General features: G+C 40.2%; 13 protein-coding genes. 5 read left to right on the forward strand and 8 right to left on the reverse strand.

Annotation, left to right across the window (positions count from 1 at the left end):
• The first annotated feature begins 28 nt into the window (after positions 1 to 28).
• From FRX97_RS02060 to FRX97_RS02075, 4 genes are all read left to right on the forward strand, one after another.
• Entirely contained in the window at positions 29 to 1,930 is a 1,902-nt protein-coding gene (locus FRX97_RS02060; protein ID WP_147012871.1) for an amidophosphoribosyltransferase, read from the forward strand.
• A gap of 115 nt (positions 1,931 to 2,045) precedes the next feature.
• Positions 2,046 to 10,040, forward strand: coding sequence for a T9SS type B sorting domain-containing protein (locus FRX97_RS02065; RefSeq protein ID WP_147012873.1), 7,995 nt, complete (start codon positions 2,046 to 2,048; stop codon positions 10,038 to 10,040).
• Positions 10,041 to 10,061: 21 nt separating this feature from the next.
• A complete protein-coding gene (locus tag FRX97_RS02070) occupies positions 10,062 to 11,012 on the forward strand; it encodes a PorP/SprF family type IX secretion system membrane protein (protein WP_147012875.1) in 951 nt (316 codons plus the stop codon).
• Entirely contained in the window at positions 10,963 to 13,191 is a 2,229-nt protein-coding gene (locus FRX97_RS02075; protein WP_147012877.1) for a carboxypeptidase regulatory-like domain-containing protein, read from the forward strand. Before FRX97_RS02070 ends, FRX97_RS02075 begins: the two co-directional genes overlap by 50 nt.
• Before the next feature lie 51 nt (positions 13,192 to 13,242).
• Here FRX97_RS02075 and FRX97_RS02080 read toward each other — a convergent pair whose 3' ends face one another.
• Genes FRX97_RS02080 through erpA form a run of 8 tightly spaced genes read right to left on the reverse strand, consistent with a single transcriptional unit; the run spans position 13,243 to position 19,531 of the window.
• Positions 13,243 to 13,743, reverse strand: a complete 501-nt coding sequence (locus FRX97_RS02080) for a DUF2480 family protein (protein WP_170226989.1) — start codon at positions 13,741 to 13,743, stop codon at positions 13,243 to 13,245.
• A gap of 6 nt (positions 13,744 to 13,749) precedes the next feature.
• Complete coding sequence (locus tag FRX97_RS02085) at positions 13,750 to 14,061, reverse strand: SUF system Fe-S cluster assembly protein (protein ID WP_147012881.1); 312 nt, start codon at positions 14,059 to 14,061, stop codon at positions 13,750 to 13,752.
• Positions 14,061 to 14,489, reverse strand: coding sequence for a SufE family protein (locus FRX97_RS02090; RefSeq protein WP_147012883.1), 429 nt, complete (start codon positions 14,487 to 14,489; stop codon positions 14,061 to 14,063). The genes FRX97_RS02085 and FRX97_RS02090 overlap by 1 nt, the downstream gene beginning before the upstream one ends.
• A gap of 7 nt (positions 14,490 to 14,496) precedes the next feature.
• Positions 14,497 to 15,717: an aminotransferase class V-fold PLP-dependent enzyme gene (locus FRX97_RS02095; RefSeq protein ID WP_147012947.1), complete on the reverse strand. Its 1,221-nt coding sequence runs from the start codon at positions 15,715 to 15,717 to the stop codon at positions 14,497 to 14,499.
• Between the two features lie 14 nt (positions 15,718 to 15,731).
• Positions 15,732 to 16,925: a Fe-S cluster assembly protein SufD gene (gene sufD / locus FRX97_RS02100; RefSeq protein ID WP_170226990.1), complete on the reverse strand. Its 1,194-nt coding sequence runs from the start codon at positions 16,923 to 16,925 to the stop codon at positions 15,732 to 15,734.
• Between the two features lie 37 nt (positions 16,926 to 16,962).
• Positions 16,963 to 17,718 (reverse strand): Fe-S cluster assembly ATPase SufC, encoded by a 756-nt coding sequence (gene sufC, locus FRX97_RS02105; RefSeq protein ID WP_147012888.1) that lies wholly within the window; start codon positions 17,716 to 17,718, stop codon positions 16,963 to 16,965.
• Between the two features lie 20 nt (positions 17,719 to 17,738).
• Entirely contained in the window at positions 17,739 to 19,184 is a 1,446-nt protein-coding gene (gene sufB, locus FRX97_RS02110; RefSeq protein ID WP_147012890.1) for a Fe-S cluster assembly protein SufB, read from the reverse strand.
• Between the two features lie 20 nt (positions 19,185 to 19,204).
• Positions 19,205 to 19,531 carry an iron-sulfur cluster insertion protein ErpA gene (gene erpA / locus FRX97_RS02115; RefSeq protein WP_147012892.1) on the reverse strand — a complete coding sequence of 109 codons (327 nt, stop codon included), beginning with the start codon at positions 19,529 to 19,531 and terminating at the stop codon, positions 19,205 to 19,207.
• Between the two features lie 120 nt (positions 19,532 to 19,651).
• Here erpA and thiL point away from each other — a divergent pair, with 120 nt between their 5' ends.
• A complete protein-coding gene (gene thiL / locus FRX97_RS02120; protein ID WP_147012894.1) occupies positions 19,652 to 20,713 on the forward strand; it encodes a thiamine-phosphate kinase in 1,062 nt (353 codons plus the stop codon).
• Positions 20,714 to 20,760: the final 47 nt, after the last annotated feature.

Genomic DNA, 20,760 nt, shown 5'->3' on the forward strand with positions numbered 1-20,760 from the left:
ATAGCTATTTTTGCAGCAAATTTCCATTATGTCCGACGCGTTAAAGCACGAATGTGGTATCGCTCTTTTAAAGCTTAAAAAGCCACTCCAATTTTATTACGAAAAGTATGGTACCTCTTTCTATGGTCTCAATAAAATGTACCTGCTTATGGAGAAGCAGCACAACCGCGGACAAGATGGAGCTGGATTGGCGAACATCAAGTTTGATATTAAACCAGGACACCGATACATCAGTAGAAAGCGATCTAATCTTGCTCAGCCCATCAAGGATATATTCTCTTCTATTCAAGAGGAGTTTGCAGAGTTAGAGCGCACCGATCCAGATAAATTAAAGAATCCAAATTGGTTAAAGGAACACTTACCCTTTACTGGTGAGCTTTTCCTAGGTCACCTTCGCTATGGAACTTTCGGAAGAAATTCCATAGAATCTTGTCACCCCTTTTTAAGACAGAACAATTGGATGACTCGCAATTTGGTCTTGGCAGGAAACTTCAACCTAACCAACGTAGACGAGTTATTCGGAAAGTTATTGGAACTAGGTCAGCATCCAAAGGAGTATGCCGATACGGTAACAGTACTTGAGAAAATTGGGCACTTCCTAGACACCGAGAACGATAAACTTTTCGCTCAGTTTAAGGAAAAAGGACACTCTAATCAGGAAATTAGCCGTCTAATCGCCAACGAATTGGATGTAAAACGTATTCTTCACAAAGCTTCCGAGGATTTTGATGGTGGTTATGTAATGGCGGGATTATTAGGGCATGGAGATGCTTTTGTATTAAGAGACCCAAACGGAATTAGACCTTGCCATTATTACGAGGACGATGAAATCGCTGTGGTTACTTCGGAGAGACCCGTTATCCAAACTGCCTTTAACGTTAAGTACGAAGACATCAAGGAGCTGGAGCCAGGATGTGCCATTATCCTCAAAAAGAAAGGTGACCTACAAGTTGAGCGAATCAATCCAGCTGGGGAAAAGAAATCCTGCTCATTCGAAAGAATTTATTTTTCAAGAGGTTCTGATAAAGAGATTTATGGCGAAAGAAAAAAGTTAGGAGAACTTCTAGCCGACCGTATTTTAAAAAGTGTAGATTTTGATGTAGACCACTCTGTATTTTCCTTTATTCCAAACACAGCGGAGATCGCCTTTTATGGAATGATAAAAGGTTTGGAAAACAAGGTTGTGGCAAATAATATCGAAAGATTATTAAAAAGTGGTTCGGATTTAAACAAAGATTTACTATTGAAGGAGCTTGCTCCCAAGGTAAGAATCGAAAAGGTAGCCATCAAAGACGCTAAGCTTAGAACCTTTATTTCATCGGACGAAGGAAGAAAAGACCTAGTATCTCACGTATACGATATTACCTACAATTCCATACAGCCAGGTAAGGATAATTTGGTGGTAATAGATGACTCTATTGTAAGAGGTACCACTTTAAAGGAATCCATTCTTAGAATACTCGATCGACTTGAACCAAAGAAGATCGTAGTGGTTTCTAGCGCGCCAATGATCTGTTACCCAGATTGTTACGGGATTGACATGGCGCGATTAGGTGATTTTGTTGCCTTCCAGGCAGCCGTAGAACTTCTAAAGGATAAGGGTCAGCATCACATTTTAGAGGAGACCTATAAACAGTGTTTAGAGGAGGTTCAATTACCGAAAGAGAAAGTTGTAAACCGCGTAAAACAAATTTATGCGCCTCATACTCAGGCTGAAATGGAAGCCAAGATCTCTGAAATATTAAAACCTATTGGACAAAAATCGGAGGTAGAAATTATCTTCCAAAGTGTCGAAAAACTACACGAGGCTTGTCCAAATAGTAAAGGAGACTGGTATTTTACTGGAGATTATCCAACTCCTGGAGGTAATAAAGTGGTAAACAGAGCCTTTATAAATTATTTTGAAGGAAATAACCAAAGAGCATACTAAGTATCAGCTTTTCGATATATACCCAATATTTTTTGTGGAAAACTTTATCCCCGTAGATTATGGGGAGAAATTTTAGTATTATTGTCACCGTTTCAAAGTGGGCAAAAGGCTAGCTATGAGTAAAATATTCAACCTTATCACGGTCTGCGTGGCGTTTTTGGCATGGCAGATACAATCTTATGGACAAGCTCAACCAACAGGGGTTGGAGTGGGTACAGTGTTTCCAGTAGACTACGAGAATGTTCCAAACATCTATACAGATGCGGAAGGACCCAGTAATAACTACATCGACGGTGGAGATGAGAGTTTTGCTGAGTTCCAGCCTGTTGGTGTTGGTACTTTTGTTAGAGTTTCATTTACGGCTACTGATATAGAGCCAAATGATACCCTTTTCGTATATGAGGACAACACTAGAGCTCCAGGGAATCAAACAGACACTCTTAACAACAACTTAAGAGGAGCTCCAATAACCTTTACCGGTTCTGCAGCTTCAAACGGAAGAATTTCTTTTGTTTGGTTTGAAAGTGGTGGTGTTGCTGCCGCTGGGTGGGAAGCCAATGTAGATCTAGTAAATAGTGCTGGGACGCTTATCCCAAGTAACTACAACTGGATTGGTTTTGCAGAAGGTAACGATGAGGATTTCGTGTTCTCTCCAGGTATGTCAAACCAAGCTTACGTTTTCTGTGGATTCGACGCGTCGGTAAGATGGGTGATGGATGACGACTTCTCTGCTAACGGGCAGACTTTTGAGTTTAAAGACCTTGGATCCTACAAGCAACGCCTCGATTCTGTGGTGGTTGACTGGGGTGATGGTTCTCCGCTTGATACATTTAATGTTGATGAAGTGGCTAACCGTTTACAGTACGATAATACTGGACAGTCTGAATTCAATACGCCTACTCATACTTATGCTGCCGTTGGAAGATATACTGTTAGATTAACGGGTATTGATGAGATAGGTGTTGCATCTCAAACGCAAACCATTGATATCATCGTTGAAGGAGATGAGCCTACCAATAAAGATGTAACTGAAGCGGATGTTTGTATAGGTGATCCAGCTACTCTTGTTTCTGATGTAGAGTGGATCGTATCCGATTACAACGCTAGAATTCTTACTCAGAGATGGGAAGGACCAAGTCCTAGCAACCCAACCGGGCCAGACGTGGTACTTAAAAATGGTTCACCTGGAGATAATTTCCTTAACATAAATCCGAGCGCATATCCGGCGCCAGCGGATGGTGGTCCAGCTTTCTTCGATTATACGTTCACACACTACGTTACTTTTGATAACGGATGTGGTGAAGTTGCTACGCCTGTGAGATATAGAGTGTATAAATTGCCTAACGCGGGTGATGCTAATCCTAACGCAGATAATGAAGTTTGTGAGGATTTAGCTGATTTCGATTTAAATACTTTATTAGATCCAGCTTCTAATCCAGATCCAGATGGGGTTTGGACGGATAACGGTGGAAATGTAGTTCCTAATGGAATTGTTTCTCCAATGCCAGCTCCTGGTTCTTATACTTATAAATACACGGTTTCTAATCCTGAGTGTCCTTCAGATCAAGATCAAGTTACACTTACCGTATTAAGAAAGCCTTATGCTGGTAAAAATGATGGTACAAGTATTTCCAATCCATTAAAACTTTGTGTTGATCAGCAAAACGTAGACTTATTTGCTTTATTAGATGGTGATCCATCTAGACCAACTCCAGATATTAATGGACAATGGCTTCTAGTTGAGTCTGGAACGGAAACAGCACTTAATAGCCCTCAAATCAATAGCTCTAGATTTTTAGATGCCTCTCAATTTAATGTTAACCCACCTCAAGCTTCTAAGCTTTTCCAACTTTGTTACGAAGTAAAGGATGAAACAGGAGAGTGTTCTCCAACTAGAGAGTGCGTTTACGTTAGAATTTACCCAGAGCCATACGTAGTTCCAACTACTGTTGATACTCAGGTTTGTGAGAACGATCCAATTATCGCAATGGATAACTTGGTAGATGATGCATTCCGTACTTCTGGAAACTGGGAGAATTACCAGTGGCCAGCAGGAGCTTCTAGAGTACAAAACCAAGCATTCTTCGAGCCTAACAAAGAAACGGTTGCGGGAACATACAAATTCCGTAAGTACTACAGAAACCCAGATAACCAAGGGAACGATATCTGTAGAATTGATTCTATTATCGTTACCGTTGAGTTTTTCTTAAAGCCTGAGGCAGGTCCAGATGCGAACTATAGTATTTGTCCTTCTGCACCAATTAATCTATACGATACTTTATTATCTGCTGCGGATACAGATGGAGATTTCTTCGGTCCACTAGAGACTGTGGGAGATGTCCCGACTGCTAATCCAACTGCTTTCCAGTTTGATACTGATGGTGGAACGTTTACTTTCAACTATAGAGTAGAAGGTGACGGGCCTTGCCCTGATGATGCGGCGGTATTGACATTTAACGTTAGTCCGTTCAAGGACCCAGGAATGTCTAACAGCATTTTGGCTTGTACAGCTGATGGACCAAGAACATTGATTAACGAATTAAACGGAACTCCAGACAATGGAGGAACATGGTCACCAACCGTATTCCTTTCTGGAACTTCTGAAAATGCTAAGTTCAACGCTTCAGCAGCAGGTGCGGGTACATTTACTTATACCTATACTTTCCCTAAAGATGGAGAGTGTCCAGCAGTTTCTTCACAATTACAAATTGAGGTTTACAACGAACCTAAGTCGGGTGCAGATTTTGCCGAGACTATTTGTAACGTAGACATGAACAAAAAGCAGTACTTCTACAGCCTTTCTGATCAAATTTCAGGAAATGCGAATGGTGCTGTTCATGGTGTAGCTCCAGCTACAGATGTAATGGAGGAATTCGGAGCACTAGAGTCGGTAGCTAACGCAGTTACAAACTCTAACACTGGATTGGTTAACGTTAAAAATCTTGGTGGAGGAACATATAACTTCTTCTACAGAACTTTCAATGCAGGTTGTGAGGCAGATACAGCGTTCTTTAAAATAACTGTAAACCAAGTTGGTTTCGCAGGTAAGGATAGCCTATTTGTAAGATGTTCAACTGAGCCTGTTGTTAACATGAAAGATTACCTAGGGCCAGGAGCAAACACTACTGGAATCTGGGAAGATACTGATGGTGCAGGTGGTTTAGTTGGTGCAACTTATAACGCTACTTTCGATCCTGCTAATGTTGAATTACAATCACCAGATACTGGATTCAGACATATTTATATTGTTGAGGTTCCAGAATGTCCAGATGATTCTGCAAACGTTGTTGCCTATGTTTCTAAGAAGTTAGAATCTGGGACACCAAAAGGTGGTGATGATTCATTACTATATGCTTGTGAGGATGAAAATGCAGTAAACCTATTAAATGGTTTTGTGCCTAACTCTTTCGATGAGCCTCTAGGAAATCCAGGTCGTCCTCTATATGGAAGATGGAAATTGGTTAAGCCTAATGCAGGTTACCTAGTTCCTCAACAAGTTTTAGATGAAGTAAATAAAAGAGACAGATCTCGTTTCTTTACCGGTGCGGATTCTTCAGAGTTTGATGTAGAAGAGTTTGTAAAATACTGGGAAGGAACGGAAACTATTAACGGAAGCCGTCAGTATTCTGGTGGTGTTAACAACTTGTCTTTCTGGCAATGGTTGAAAACAGACCGTTTACTATACTTCGAATATACTGTAAGAGATACTTCTGCAGGAAAACTAACTATCCCAACATATTATGAAGGAACTTCTACTGCTGTTCCTCGTGAAATTGGTTGTGGCAAGAGTTCGTCTGTTGTAATCGCTGCAGTGATGCCAGATTATGATAAGCGATTTACTTTAGAGGTAGATCCAGCAGGTCCTGGTGATATCACTGTATGTAACTCTATTACGGACTTAGATCTTAAGCAGTACTTCTCTGAATTGAGAAGAGATCCTGCTAAACTGGATATCAGAGATATATTCAACCCTAAGTTCGATACTATTGCTTTCGACGGAATCCCTGGTACTCCAGACCCAGTTACAGATGGTACTATCTATAACCAGAGTCCATCTCAGCCATACTTCTTGGATATTTCGAGATTGGCTCCAACTATGCCAAAACCTCCAGTTCCTAACAATAAAAACCCATACAACGTAAGATTAAAACTTACGAGCGGTAAAGATAAGAACAACAAGTGTGGTGAGGCTAGAACTCAAGTTGGATTGAGAATTAACGTAGAGAAGATTCCTCAACCAGGTGGAGGTCCTGGACCAGGTCAAGATCCATTAACTGAGTACAGTATTTGTGAAGGTTCACCAACCTTTAACATGCACACTCAAATTAGTGGAACTAAAGATCCATTCGATCCAAACCGTCACTTCTTTACTGCGGTAACATCTAATGCAAATGGTAGAATATTAGGTCAGAACTTCAGAATGACTGGAGCGAACCCTAACCTATACATAGTTCGCTATAACATACCTACAGTAGCTTGTGTTAACCCAGTGGTAAGTAGTGTAAATGATCCAGGAAATAACAATAATCCGAAGAACTTCTCTTCACTATTAGAGATTACTGTTACTTCTGGTCCAGATTTAGACGGATTTGATCAGCAGGTAAATGAGTTTGACGTTTGTTCCGATCCTGTAACTAACCTAGGAGATTTATTCCCACTAGGAAATAACATCGATCAAAGTGGAACCTTCACTATCCTAACAAATGGTTGTGGAGCTATCGATAACGCAAACAACTGGAACAACGCAGTTTATAACAGAGGTACTACTAATTGTTCTTCAGTACTTATAGAGTATGAGGTAAACAAAGGAGACTGTCCTCCTGCTACCCTTCAGATTCGTCTGAACATTACTCCAAAACCTTATCCTGGAGCTAATGCCAAAGACACTATCTGTTTAAATAACGGATTATACGATCTATACGGATTATTAGCTAAGAATCAGATTCCTGGAAAAACCATTGATAGAAATGGAGTATTCAAAGGAAGAAAGGCTTCTACTAATGCTGGATTAAATTTCGGAGGATTCTTCGATCCTAATACTGCAGGTGTAGGACTACACACAATAGTTTACACCGTAGGTGATGGACAAATTTGTGAACTAGATTCTGCTGTACTTAATATTAAGGTGAACAAGATAGAAAGAGCAGGTACCGATGGAAGCATTAACGCTTGTGCTGGTGCGCCAAAGCTTGATCTGTTTGACGGAATTAAAGGAAACTACAGCCCAATTGGTTATTTCATTCCATGTAATCCAGACTTGGAGCAGTACATGGAAGGAAATAAAGATCAGATATTTAACCACGAGCGCTATAGAACGCTTGAGCCAGACCCACAATCACAAGTTTGTTTCAAGTATGTAATTGATGCACGTTGTTATAACGACACCGCTACGGTAACAGTTAACCTGTCTCCTGGTCCAATTTCAGGTGGAGATACTACAGTATTCATTTGTGAGAAGTTATTCGAGTACAACTTATTCGATGCACTTGGAAATGAAAATGTAGATTGGCTTCCAGAAGGAACTTGGAGAGGTGTATCTGGAACTCCAGCACCGTCTTATGATGGGAACAATAGCGCTTTAATTTCACCTAAGGACTTGAACAGAGGTACTTACAAGTATGACTATACTGTAGAGGCTGAATGTGCTGATACCGTGTTAACTAGTACTTCTAGAGTTACTGTGAAAATCGGTGACAACACTGCGGCTGGTAGAGATACTACTATAGCAGTATGTTACAATGGAATTATCAACCTAGATGTGTTCTTCGGAACTAACGGCGCAGGAGTTTGGATTGATACCAATGGTATTGGAGGTCTTGTAGACGGAAACATGTTCGACCTTGGTCAAACTAACGATGGTGGAATTGGATCTACTTATGAGTATGCATATAGAGTTCCAGCTCTTTACGAGAACTGTGGACCAACTGTAGCCTTCTTCACTGTAGATGTAAGAAGACAACCAAATGCAGGTAGAGATACCACGGTATTCTACTGTAACGTTGCTGGTCAAGAATTCCCAGCATTGGATTTATTCCCTCAGCGTAGTGCTAACCAAAAGCTTTTCCCAAGCCCAGGAATTAGTGCAGCTGGAGCCTTAAGTGGAGGAGTATTCTTCCCAGATCGTTTATCTGCAGGTAATTACAGCATCAGATTAATCATTACCGATTCTGAGTGTGGAAAGGATACAGCGATAGCTAACATTTACATTCAAGATAAAGATGATGCCAACTCTATTCTATGTGGAGACTTAGATGGAGATGGTGTTAGAAACAATCAGGATCTTGATGTGGATGGCGATGGTATTAGCAACCTAGTTGAATCAAGAATAGCTGGTGGAAATAGAAATCCATTCGGAAACCATGATAACGATGCCTTGTTGAACTTCCAGGATGCTGATTATGCTGCACTAGTTGGATCTACAATTAAAAATGGTGTTGTTGCAGCCTTCGATTTCGATGGAGATGGATTGATCAACGCATTGGATTTAGATTCTGATAACGACTTAATTCCAGATATCGTTGAAGCATTTGGAGCAGACAACTATGCTGCTTTCGATGGTAACTCCGATGGTAAAACGGATGCTGTTAATGCTGCTGGTATTAACAATACAACCAAAGGATTAACCGATAACGGTTCAGCACCATTATCATTCCAAGGTCCTGGTATTGCACCATTCGATTACCTGAACAAAGATTCTGACGGTGATGGTATTGGAGATCAAATTGAAGCTAGACCAAACAATGACTTAGCTGGAACTACTTTTGTATTCGCAGTTGTGGATACCGATGTAGATGATACTCCAGACTATCTTGATACAGATTCTGATAACGACGGAATTTCTGACTCAAGAGAAAACCAAGGTGGAAGCTTATTGGTAGTAATTAATACCAATGCTAACCCAGGTCCTGGAATTGTAGTAACTGACAATGTTCCAAACTTTAGAGATACAGACTCTGACGGTGATGGAATAGAGGATAGAAGAGAGGCGTATAAGAACCAATTCGGAGTGCCTAACGATTTCGATGGAGACGGTATTCCTAACTTCCTTGACGTTGACTCTGATAATGATGGTATAGCCGACTTTATCGAAAAAGGACCGATTGAAATTCCAAGAAATACAGATAAAGATCAAAGATCTTCGTTCTCTGTATCTGATACACTTCCTGACTTCATCGATTTTGATGCGGATGGAGATGGAATTGCAGATGCAATTGAAAGAGGAAACATTACTCTTGGACAACAGCCGGTTAATACCGATGGTGATACGAGAGCGGATTATAGAGATCTAGATGCTGATGGAGATAAAATTCCAGATGCACTTGAATTAGCTGCTAATGGTGATCTTCTAGATACAGATATGGATGGAATTTTCAACTTCCAGGATGTCGATTCAGATAATGATAGATACCTTGATATCTTCGAGGCAGTTGGTTCTGTAACAAGTCCAGATACCATTACAACTAACTTATTTGTTGACTTCGATCTTGATGGTATTCCAGACTTCCTAGATTTCGATTCAGATGATGACGGAATTGAAGATAAGTATGAGGTATTAGATAACCTTCAGTCTATCGTAAATAGGCCTTTCGATGCAGACGGAGATGGTACACCTGACTTCCATGATGCAGACTCAGATGATGATGGATTATTGGATGAGCAAGAAAGAGGTGAAGGAGATGAAGGTACTGATTCTGCACCTAGAGATTCAGACGGAAATGGAATTTATGACTTCAGATCTATAGATGCTGATGGAGATGGAATTCTAGATCGTCTTGAAGGAGATGGTGACTGCGATGGTGACGGAATTCCTAACTACAGAGATGCGGGTGACAATTGTAAGATTGAAACTTATATCCCTGAAGGATTCTCGCCAAACGGAGATAGAATTAACGACTTCTTTGTAATTCCAGATAGTGAATTCTTCCCAGGAAATACTTTAAGAGTGTACAACAGATGGGGTGCTCTAGTATTCGAAATGGAGAATTACGATAATACTTGGGATGGTACTAAAGATGGAGATGTATTGCCTGATGGAACTTACTTCTATACCTTCGATTTAGGAATAGGTCAGGAAGCATTAACAGGATACGTATTCATCAGCAGAAATTAAGAATTAAGAAACTGAGGACTCATGAAAAAGTCATTTAATAAAATAGCACTTGGATTGGTAATTTTGTTGGGAGGAGCATTTAATGCTTCTGCCCAGCAGGATCCATTAAGTACGCTTTATATTCAAAATCCAGCTTCAGTTAACCCAGGTTATTCTGGTTCTAAAGAGGCCCTTAACGCTACTTTATCTCATAGAGAGCAGTGGGTTGGATTCGATGGCGCTCCTTCTACCACCAATTTCAATATTCACTCACCAATTCAGGACAAAAGTCTAGCACTTGGTCTTGGAGTGTACAACGACGAAATTGGACCTGTAACAAATACAGGATTCTACGTAGATGTAGTGTATCGTTTTCAAGTGACTAGAGATGGTTTTCTACGTGTAGGTTTACGTGGAGGAGGTTCTTTATTCAACGCAGATTTTGCCAATGTAAATACTAGCCAAGAGCAGGGTAATGGATCTTCAACGGATCCAGCATTTGCACAGTCAATCAGCGGGGAGTTTTTACCAACCATAGGTTTTGGTGCTTATTTCTCTAATCAGAAATTTTTTGGAGGTATTAGCGTACCAAGTTTCTTGCCTAACGAAGTTGTTCCAGAAGGTTCTCAATTTGCTTCCTATCGCCAGAATATGCACGTACATGCAATGGCGGGAGCCCTAGTAGAGTTAAATCCACAAATTTTCTTGAAGCCTTCCTTTGCTGTGAGATATACCAGTGGTGCACCCGTAGCATTGGATGTTACTGCAAATGCAATTTTCTTTGAGAAGTTTGGAGTTGGAGTAATGCACAGATTAGGAGACTCTTTTGGAGGTATCTTACAATTCTTCCTAACCGAACAATTTACTCTAGGTTACTCTTATGATTATACTACCAGCGACCTTGGAATGTATAATAATGGAACACATGAAGTGATGTTGTCGTATGACTTCATCTACAGAAGTAGCCGTATTAGATCACCAAGATATTTCTAACCATAGCAACATGAATCTTACCAAACGACTAGCCGTTGTTTTAGCCATTTTAATTAGTTCAGCTGCGTTCGGTCAGTTTAAGTTATTAGACCGTGCAAACCAGCTGTTTGAAGATGAAGCCTATTTCAAAGCGGCTCAACTGTATTTAGATATTGCCTATACCAAGGATAGGGTTCCAGATGAGGCGATTCACAATTTGGCATATTGTTTTAACCAAATGAGAGATTTTGAGCAGGCTGAGGTTTGGTATGCTCAGGCAGTGCAATTAAGATCTCGTACACCTATGGAGGTTTACTATTACGCTCAAATGCTTAAAGCGAATGGTAAATATGCCGAGGCTAACAATTGGATGCGTTTATTCCAAGAGTTAAAGCCAGAAGATACCCGAGGTGTAATGCATAATTCCGCTGGAGATTATGTTAGAAAACTAAGTCCAATTGTACATCCATACAAGATTTCTAATGCAGAAGTAAACACAGAAGGTCCAGATTTTGGGGCAGCTTTCTTTGGTGAAAATTCTGTCGTATTCTCTTCTAGTGGGTATGAAAACCCCGCTATTTTAAGGACTTGGGCCTATAATGGAGGAGAATTTTTGGATTTATATGTATCGGATCGTGTTGCAGGTGGTGCTCTTACAACTCCCGAGTTATTAAGTAAATCACTAAATACTAAGTTTCACGAAGGTTCGGCCTCTTTTTCAGCTGATGGATTACAAATTTATTTTACTAGAGGTGGTGAGTATACTCGCTCTAGAAGTGGTAAGCCAAAATTGAAAATATACAGAGCAACTCTTGCGGGTAACGACTTTGTAAATATTGAGCCACTTCCATTTAATAGTGATGAGTTTAACGTTGCACACCCGAGCTTAACAAAGGATGGTAACAAATTGTACTTCGCTTCTGACATGCCAGGTGGTTATGGTGGGTATGATATCTACGAAGTTGAGTACGATAGAGGTTTTTGGGGAAGACCTAAAAATTTGGGTCCAACTGTAAACACCGAAGGAAATGAGACCTTCCCTTTCATTCATGAATCAAATGAACTTTACTTTGCTTCCGATGGACATGTAGGTCTTGGAGGTCTTGATATTTTTAAAGTGAAATACTCAAGAGGGGTATGGCGTGGTGTTGAAAACATGAAGAAGCCTATTAACTCTTCAAGAGATGATTTCGCTTTTGTAACAGATTCTGCTAAGACATTCGGCTATTTCTCATCTAATAGGAAAGGTGGAGTTGGTGGAGATGATATCTATGCTTTCATCTTTGACGAGCAAAGCGAAGTCTACGTGTTAAACGGTCAGGTAATAGATCAGAATGATTTTACCGTTCCTAATGTAACTGTATACGTAAAGAATGCTGATGGTGCCGTGTTAGGTAGATCGGTGGCTGATGAAGACGGTTACTTTACTTTTACTCTTAACAGACAAGAGCAATACACTTTAATGACAGAAGGTGGAAATTACACTCAGACTGAGGTTAATGTTCCTGTTTTTCCTGCTGGAGAAGTTAAGAATATGACTGTTAGAGTTGAGAAGAACAACCTAATGGCTAAGGGGATTATCCGTGAGGTTGGATCTTCTATCAAACTAGCTGGTGTAGAAATGACTTTAATTAAGTCCTCTTCTCAACAAATCCAAAAAACATTAACGGGTCCTGATGGTAAGTTCTCTTTCATACTAGACCCTAATAGTACTTATACGCTTAAGGCTGCCAAGCCAGGATTTATGGCTAAGAGCAAAATTTTCTCAACTGCTGGTCAGGATGTGAATAGACCAATTCAGGTTGATGATATTTTCCTTGAGCGCATTAGAGTTAATCAAGTAATTGAAATTCCAAACGTGTACTACGAACTAGGTAAATGGAATATTACTGCTGATGCTGGAAAACAATTAGATAAAGTTGTAGAATTTATGCAGGATAATCCTTCAGTATCTATTGAGCTAAGCTCACATACAGATTCTAGAGGGGATGCTAATTACAACATGGAATTAAGCCAAAAACGTGCTCAAAGTGCGGTAGATTACATTGTGAGTAGAGGAATTTCTGTTGAGCGTATCCTAGCTAAAGGATATGGTGAGGAGAAATTGAAGAATAATTGTTCTGATGGTGTTGCGTGTACAGAAGCGGAGCACAAACAAAACAGAAGAACTGAGATTAGGGTAATTGCGATTAATGAGTAAACCCAGATATACCTAATTAAAAAAGCCCCACCTTCTACGGTGGGGCTTTTTTTATGCTTTGTAAATGGGCACTGTAGAACAAGGTTCCCCAAACATGAGGCTTTTGCATTTAGGCCTCAGCAGTTTTGCTAGTTCCCCGTAAAATTCTCCTGATAGATCTAGTTTACCACATCCTTTAATAATAACCATTGATCGCTCCGCAAGAGAACTTGCAAACTGGCTATTAACTTTATCTAATATTAGCCTTTCTAAAGCCTTTTCTTTATCTGAGAAGTATATTGTGTTCCCTTTTGAGGAAAGTGCTGTAGAAAGCAGTAAATAAGCCCATTTTGGAACAATAGCGTCCTTCGTATCGATAATGGTAAGGACTTGGTCTTGATATTTACTAACTAATTGATTTACCCAATTCCTAAAATCCTTCTCCTTTAGGATTAATCCTTCATACAAACCCTCTGCTATTGGAATTGCAGTTATGGATTCGCTGGGAATAAACTCATCTAGGTCTAGTGTAATTAATTTTGAATTTGCTACTCGATTAATAATGGGTTCCATAATCATTTATAAAAATCCCAATTCCAGTTTGGCTTCTTCGGTCATCATCTCCTTGTCCCATGGTGGGTCAAATACCAACTTAACTTTGGCATCGTTCACGCCTTCCGTGTCTTTAACTTTCTGCTCTACTTCTGCAGGCATAGATTCGGCAACGGGGCAATTGGGAGTGGTTAGAGTCATTACTATTTCAACATCCGCATTATCGTCGATGTTAATTTCGTAAATGAGTCCAAGTTGGTAGATATCAACGGGTATTTCCGGGTCGAAAATACTTTTTAGGGTATCTATGATGTTATTTTCAATAGACTTTTTGTCCATTACTGTGCTTTTTGGGTAAGTGAATATGCTAGTGCATAATTTTTAATCTGTTTGATCATACTAACCAAACCGTTACTGCGGGTAGGTGACAAATGTTCTTTCAACCCTATTTCATCAATTATTTCCAGCTTGGCATCAACAATGTCTTTAGGCTTTTGGTTGTTCAGTACTTTAATAAGGATGGAAATAATTCCTTTGGTAATAATAGCATCACTATCTGCTTTAAAGGTTACAACTTCTCCGTTGTAGTTCGGTTTAAGCCATACGCGACTTTGGCAACCTTTAATTAGCAATTCGTCTGCTTTTTCTTCTTCAGCAAGAAGTGGTAATTCCTTACCTAATTGGATAATATGTTCATACTTATCCATCCAATCATCAAAAAAACCAAAGGTTTCTCTCAATTCATTTTCCCGCTGTTCTATGGTCATGGTAAAGCTATTTAAGCATGTTAATGGCTCTTTCTAGGCCTTTAACCAATGCATCAATTTCTTCGGTAGTGTTATAGATGGCAAAAGAGGCTCTTATGGTTCCAGGTATCTTAAACTGGTCCATAATTGGTTGGGCACAATGGTGTCCAGTCCTAACAGCAATCCCCATTTTATCCAAAATGGTTCCAATGTCATATGGATGAACTCCATCCACAATAAAGGAAACCAACGAAGCTTTATTTTCTGCTGTTCCTATTATTCGAACATCGGGTAAAGCACTTAATTTTTCGGTAGCGTAATCGAGTAATTGCTGTTCGATTGCATGGATTTCATCGAAACCAACTTTTTCAATAAATTCTATCGCTGGTTTAAGGGCTATCACCCCTGCAATGTTGGGAGTACCTGCCTCGAATTTATGGGGAAGCTCTGCATAGGTGGTTTTGTCGAAACTAACTGTAGCAATCATTTCGCCTCCGCCCACAACTGGTTCCATTTTATTCAGCCAATCTCTTTTGCCGTACAATACTCCAACCCCAGTGGGACCGTACATTTTATGTGCTGAAAAGGTGTAAAAATCTGCATCCAATTCTTGCATGTCTAATTTGCAGTGAGGTGCAGCTTGTGCCCCATCAATCAGCACTGGAATTCCCAAAGCATGAGACCAATCGATGAATTTCTTAATTGGGTTTATACTTCCAAGGGCATTAGAAATATGCGAAATGGCTACGATTTTGGTTCGCTGATTAATTAGGCTTCTGAAAGCTTCTGTATCAAGCTCACCTTTTTCGTTAAAAGGAACCACTTTCACAGTAGCCTCAACCTCTTCGGCGAGCATCTGCCAGGGCACTATGTTACTGTGGTGTTCTAGGGCCGAAATCAAAATTTCATCTCCCTTACCTACAAATCCACTCTTACGGAACGATTGAGCAACAATATTTATCCCTTCAGTTGTTCCGTTTGTAAATATTATTTCTTCGCTGTGTTTAGCATTAATAAAGGATTGTACAGCTTTTCTAGAGGCTTCAAAAGCATCGGTGGAGATTTGACTTAAGTGATGCACCCCACGATGGATATTGGCGTTTAATTTTTCGTAATAATGGCGCTCGCAATCAATTACCGATTTCGGTTTCTGAGTAGTTGCACCGTTATCGAAATACACCAATGGTTTTCCGTTTACCTCCGTATTTAAAATAGGGAAGAGCTTTCTTATCTCCGCTGTATTTACCAATTCTTTAATCAAGCTTAAGCTAGTTTTTTGTCTATTGCTGTTTCAGCTAATTCTTTAACCGCATCAACTGATATAGATTCCAATACCTCAGCCGCAAACGCCTTTAAAAGCAATTTTTTGGCCTCTCTTGCAGGAACTCCTCTCGATTGCAGATAAAACAATGCCTCACTGTTCAATTTACCCGTAGTGGATCCATGTGAACACTTAACGTCATCAGCATAAATTTCAAGTTCTGGCTTAGCATTAACCGTTGCGTTATCACTAAGTAGAATATTAGAACTCGACTGGAAAGCATTTGTTTTCTGCGCATCTTGATGCACCATTATTTTACCATTGAAAATGGCCGTTCCTTTTCCATCCACTACATTTTTATAGTTTTCGGAAGAGGTGCAATTAGGCACGCAATGGCTAACCATGGTGTGGTTATCGAAATGCTGTGCTCCGTTGGGCATTACAATACCGTTAAGTTCGGCATGTGCAAATTCTCCAATCAGATTGATGTCTAGGTTGTTTCTTTGCCAGTTTCCGTCGAAACACAAGGTGTTTATGTGGAAAACCGCACCGCTCTCAACATTAGCTGCTGTATCGGTGATAAGAAAGTCTGAATTAGCACTGTTGTTTAGTTCGAGATGAAGTTTTGCATTCGCCTCAACGTGAATTTCACTCTGTACGTACAACAATTGGTTATCCCCTTCAGACTCTGTGTTGATGATGAACTTAGACTTTGAAAGTTCTTCTGCACAGATAAAAATTCTTGGGAAAGAAACGCTATTGTTACCCGTAGACGCAATGTTGATTTGTACAGCCTCCTCTATTACAGTAGATTCTGGTACTGTAATTACCAACACATCTTGAAAAAATGCCTGGTGCATAAGGCTAAACACATCGCGGTGGAAATTGGCAATGGTTCCAATTTTCGACAACTCTTCGCTAGAGCAATCCTCAAGCTTCTTAACGATTATTCCCTGGGTGTTATTCCCTTGAATCTTACCATTTACAATGTCAATGGTATTGTTGGAGAATGCGTTGTTGAAATTGAAATTGTTATTTTCTTGAAATGAGAAATTCCCATTCTGAATTTTTGCTGTTCTCGAGTATTTCCAGAACTCGCTTTTTCTCGTAGGAAAATCAGCAGTATGCAAAAGCTCTACTGCTTCCTTCGAAAGCGGATTGGCAAGAACCGAATTGTTCGGTTCTAGGTTACTCAAAAAGCTATTTTTCACTTTAGATTCTGCTGTAAGCATATTAAACCGCTTCTACCCCTTCTTTAATCCAATCGTACCCTTTTTCTTCTAATTCTAGCGCAAGAGATTTGTCGCCAGACTTCACAATTCTTCCTTTGTATAAAACGTGTACAAAATCTGGAACAATGTAGTCTAACAACCTTTGGTAATGCGTTACTACGATGGTTGCATTTTCAGGGCTTTTTAATTTGTTTACCCCATTAGCTACAACTCTTAGCGCATCGATATCTAAACCAGAATCGGTTTCATCTAAGATGGCTAATTTGGGCTCTAACATGGCCATTTGAAAAATCTCGTTTCTTTTCTTCTCTCCTCCAGAAAAACCTTCGTTTACCGAACGTTTTGCTAGGTTATCAGGAAGATCCACCAAGGCAGATTTTTCTTTTACCATTTTCAGAAAATCTCCAGCAGAAATTTCTTCTTCTCCTCTGGCTTTTCTGATTTCGTTAATACTTGTTTTTAGGAAGTTGATGTTAGAAACACCCGGGATTTCTACAGGGTATTGAAAAGCAAGGAATAATCCTTTGTGTGCTCTTTCCTCTGGATCTAGATCCAACAGATCTTCACCATTAAAAGTTGCCTCTCCACCTGTAACCTCGTATTCTTCTCTTCCAGCTAATACAGATGCTAGGGTAGATTTTCCCGAACCATTTGGTCCCATAATAGCGTGTACTTCACCTGGTTTAATTTCAAGGTTGATTCCCTTTAAAATTTCCTTCCCCTCTATTGAGGCTTGTAGATTCTTTATTGATAACATTTTAATCTTCTTCTCTTTTATTAACCTACGCTTCCTTCTAAGCTTACTTCTAATAATTTTCTTGCTTCTACAGCAAATTCCATAGGTAACTTATTAAGTACCTCTTTACAATATCCGTTAACGATTAGGGCAACAGCCTTTTCCGTTTCTATACCTCTTTGATTGCAGTAGAAAATTTGATCTTCTCCAATTTTACTTGTGGTTGCCTCGTGCTCAATTTGTGCATCGGCATTGTCGCATTCTATATAAGGGAAAGTGTGCGCTCCACAACGATCCGACATAAGTAGCGAGTCGCATTGTGAGAAGTTACGGGCGTTTTTAGCATTCTTGGCCACTTTAACCAAACCTCTGTATGAGTTATTAGACTGCCCTGCTGAAATACCCTTACTAATAATGATACTTCTGGTATTATTACCCAGGTGTAGCATTTTGGTACCGGTATCTGCCTGCTGGTGATTGTTGGTAACCGCTACAGAGTAAAATTCACCCTCGGAATTATCTCCTTTTAAGATACATGAAGGATATTTCCAGGTGATTGATGACCCAGTTTCTACTTGTGTCCAAGAAATTTTCGAGTTTTTACCCTCGCAAAGTCCTCTCTTAGTAACGAAGTTGTATACCCCACCTTTACCGTTTTTATCTCCAGGATACCAGTTTTGAACGGTAGAGTATTTTATCTCAGCATCGTCTAAAGCAACCAATTCAACCACTGCTGCATGCAATTGGTTTTCGTCGCGCTGCGGTGCCGTACAACCTTCTAGATATGAACAGTAACTTCCCTTGTCGGCTACCACTAAAGTCCTTTCGAATTGTCCCGTTCCTGCTTCGTTAATACGGAAGTAGGTACTTAATTCCATTGGGCATCTTACCCCTTTTGGAATGTAGCAGAAGCTACCATCGGTAAAAACAGCTGCGTTTAGCGCTGCGAAGAAATTATCGGTTACGGGAACTACAGACCCAAGATATTTTTTAACCAGCTCTGGGTGCTCTTGTACTGCTTCTGAAAAGGAGCAGAAAATAATACCTAACTCCGCAAGCTTGTCCTTAAAGGTGGTTTTAACAGAAACCGAATCCATTACCACGTCTACCGCAACTCCAACTAGGCGTTTTTGCTCATCGAGGCTTATTCCCAGTTTACTAAAGGTTTCCAGCAATTCTGGATCCACCTCGTCTAAACTTTCGTATTCCTTCTTCTTTTTTGGAGCTGCGTAATAGTGGATATCCTGGTAATCTACCGGGGTATACTTTACGTGTGCCCAATTTGGCTCTTTCATGGTTTTCCAAACCTCAAAAGCCTTAAGTCTATATTCCAGCAGCCATTCTGGCTCGTTCTTTTTGGCTGAAATAAGTTTGATGATATCCTCGTTTAGGCCCTTAGGAGCTTTGTCGGATTCTATATTGGTATAAAATCCATACTTATACTCCTGTTGGGTTACCTCTTCGAGTATTTTGTCTTTCCCCTCCATCTACTTTGTGTCCTACAATTTTATAATGAGAAACTTTCTCCGCAACCGCAGGTACGGTTAGCGTTTGGATTAACAAACACGAATCCCTTTCCGTTTAATCCACCGGAATAATCCAATTCGGTTCCTACCAAATACAAAAAGCTCTTTTTGTCTACTACTACTTTTACGCCGTTGTCTTCGAAAACTTTATCCTGTTCAGAAAGCTGGTTGTCGAACTCCAAATTGTACATTAATCCAGAGCATCCACCACCTTTAACTCCAACTCGGACAAAGGCGTCTTTTCCTTTGTGATCCTCTGCCAACAATTTGGCTACTTGTTCACGTGCGTTGTCCGAAACTTTTATCATGTTTATTTAGATTTAATCTAAATTTCTGCAAAAATACCTAAAACAGGGTATTGACCAAATATCTTAACCCCTTTTCTGAAACAACGAATAATCGGTTACTTTGTGCCGTTAATTAGGACTATGGCAACAAATTTTGACAGTTTAGGAGAATTTGGTTGGATTTCTCGCCTGCAAAAGGCAATACAACCCACCAATAAATCAACTATATACGGCATTGGGGACGATGCAGCGGTATTGGCTGGAACCGAGGAGGAATATAAACTTTTGGCTTCGGACATGCTGGTTGAAGGGGTGCATTTTGATGTGCGCTACTCTCCACTTAAGCATCTGGGATACAAGGCGGTAGTGGTGAATATTTCGGATATCTATGCCATGAATGGTCAGCCCGAACAAATTGTGGTTTCCCTTGCTATTAGTAGCAAGTACACGGTAGAGGCGGTTGAAGCAATATATGAGGGGATGCTTTTGGCCTGTAAAATATATGGGGTTGATTTGGTTGGAGGCGACACCACCACTAGTCCTGCAGGTCTTTCAATCTCTATTGCAGCCTATGGCTCTGTTAAAAAAGACAAAATCACATATAGAAATGGAGCCAATAGCGGTGATCTTGTGGTAGTATCTGGTGATTTAGGTGGTGCATATATGGGCTTACAAGTGCTGGAAAGAGAAAAATCGGTGTTTTTGGAGAACAAGGAAGTACAGCCCGATTTAAGTGGTCACGATTATATTTTGGAGCGTCAATTAAAACCAGAGGCCAGAAAAGATGTAATTGAGATGTTTGAAAAAATGGAGCTGAAACCTACCGCCATGATTGACATCTCGGACGGATTAGCTTCGGAGGCCATACACATTGCGGCACAGTCTGGAATGGGTGTTACCCTGCATGAGGAGAAAATTCCTATCGATCCGTCCACCTATAATACCGCTCGCGATTTTAATTTAGATCCTACGGTTGTTGCCCTTAACGGGGGGGAGGATTACGAATTGTTATTTACCATTTCGCAGTCTGATTACGATAAAATTAAAGGGTCTCCCCATTTTACTCCCGTTGGATATATAACTGCAGATAAAGAAGTATATCGCTTTGTAGACAGACAAAATGGAGAGCACGAATTGCAGGCCCAGGGCTGGGATGCCTTTTTGAGCAAAAACAAGGACGTAAAGGGCGACAAGGAGGAATAATTTTAGTGTTTCGCGATATCAAGCTAGGCCCTGGAGTTTATCTGGGG

The organism is Luteibaculum oceani (assembly GCF_007995015.1).
Taxonomy (GTDB): domain Bacteria; phylum Bacteroidota; class Bacteroidia; order Flavobacteriales_D; family Luteibaculaceae; genus Luteibaculum; species Luteibaculum oceani.

What these genes read in the sequence shown, in the direction of transcription:
- FRX97_RS02060 (WP_147012871.1), top strand. Translation starts at nt 29, where the DNA reads ATGTCCGACGCGTTAAAGCACGAATGTGGTATCGCTCTTTTAAAGCTT.
- FRX97_RS02065 (WP_147012873.1), top strand. Translation starts at nt 2,046, where the DNA reads ATGAGTAAAATATTCAACCTTATCACGGTCTGCGTGGCGTTTTTGGCA.
- FRX97_RS02075 (WP_147012877.1), top strand. Translation starts at nt 10,963, where the DNA reads ATGACTTCATCTACAGAAGTAGCCGTATTAGATCACCAAGATATTTCT.
- FRX97_RS02090 (WP_147012883.1), bottom strand. Translation starts at nt 14,489, where the DNA reads ATGACCATAGAACAGCGGGAAAATGAATTGAGAGAAACCTTTGGTTTT.
- FRX97_RS02070 (WP_147012875.1), top strand. Translation starts at nt 10,062, where the DNA reads ATGAAAAAGTCATTTAATAAAATAGCACTTGGATTGGTAATTTTGTTG.
- FRX97_RS02080 (WP_170226989.1), bottom strand. Translation starts at nt 13,743, where the DNA reads ATGGAACCCATTATTAATCGAGTAGCAAATTCAAAATTAATTACACTA.
- sufB (WP_147012890.1), bottom strand. Translation starts at nt 19,184, where the DNA reads ATGGAGGGGAAAGACAAAATACTCGAAGAGGTAACCCAACAGGAGTAT.
- thiL (WP_147012894.1), top strand. Translation starts at nt 19,652, where the DNA reads ATGGCAACAAATTTTGACAGTTTAGGAGAATTTGGTTGGATTTCTCGC.
- erpA (WP_147012892.1), bottom strand. Translation starts at nt 19,531, where the DNA reads ATGATAAAAGTTTCGGACAACGCACGTGAACAAGTAGCCAAATTGTTG.
- FRX97_RS02085 (WP_147012881.1), bottom strand. Translation starts at nt 14,061, where the DNA reads ATGGACAAAAAGTCTATTGAAAATAACATCATAGATACCCTAAAAAGT.
- sufC (WP_147012888.1), bottom strand. Translation starts at nt 17,718, where the DNA reads ATGTTATCAATAAAGAATCTACAAGCCTCAATAGAGGGGAAGGAAATT.